Origin of the sequence: Streptomyces chisholmiae, assembly GCF_031845445.1 — a bacterium.
Lineage (GTDB): Bacteria > Actinomycetota > Actinomycetes > Streptomycetales > Streptomycetaceae > Streptomyces > Streptomyces chisholmiae.
Window position 1 is genome coordinate 1 of sequence record NZ_JAVREO010000117.1, and the last position, 475, is coordinate 475.

The window sequence follows — 475 nt, forward strand, 5'->3', positions numbered from 1 at the left end:
AGTGGATGCCGTCGGCGCCGACCAGAAGGTCAGCGTCGACCGTTGTGCCGTCGGAGAATTCGACCCGGACCCCGTCGCCGTGCTCGATGGCCCCGACGCAGGCGCGGCCCAACTGCAGGGCATCGGCGGGCAGCGCGTCGGCCAGCACCTTCTGGAACTCGCCGCGGTGCAGACACCAGGTACGTGCCGGGTCTCCGAAGCCGAGCGTCGACGGTTCGCCGGCGATCGGCTCGGCCTGCCAGGTACGGAACTGATAGTGCGTGACCGGACCGGCGATCGCTGCCACTGCATCGCCCACGCCGAGCTTGTTCAGGATGCGGGATCCGTTCGTGGCGATGGCGACCCCGGCGCCGAGCGCCTTGAGCTCGTGCGCCTGTTCGTACACGGTCGCGTCGATTCCATTGGCTCGTAGAGCAATTGCGGCGGTCAACCCGCCGATACCCGCACCCACGACGGCAACTCGAAGTCCGGTCAT

At 68.2% G+C, this 475-nt stretch carries 1 protein-coding gene; it reads right to left on the reverse strand.

Annotated features, from left to right (window positions below):
* Nucleotides 1-451: FAD-dependent oxidoreductase (locus tag RM844_RS32350; RefSeq protein WP_311671016.1), on the reverse strand; the 451-nt coding region annotated here is incomplete at its 3' end.
* Between the last annotated feature and the right edge of the window lie 24 nt (nucleotides 452-475).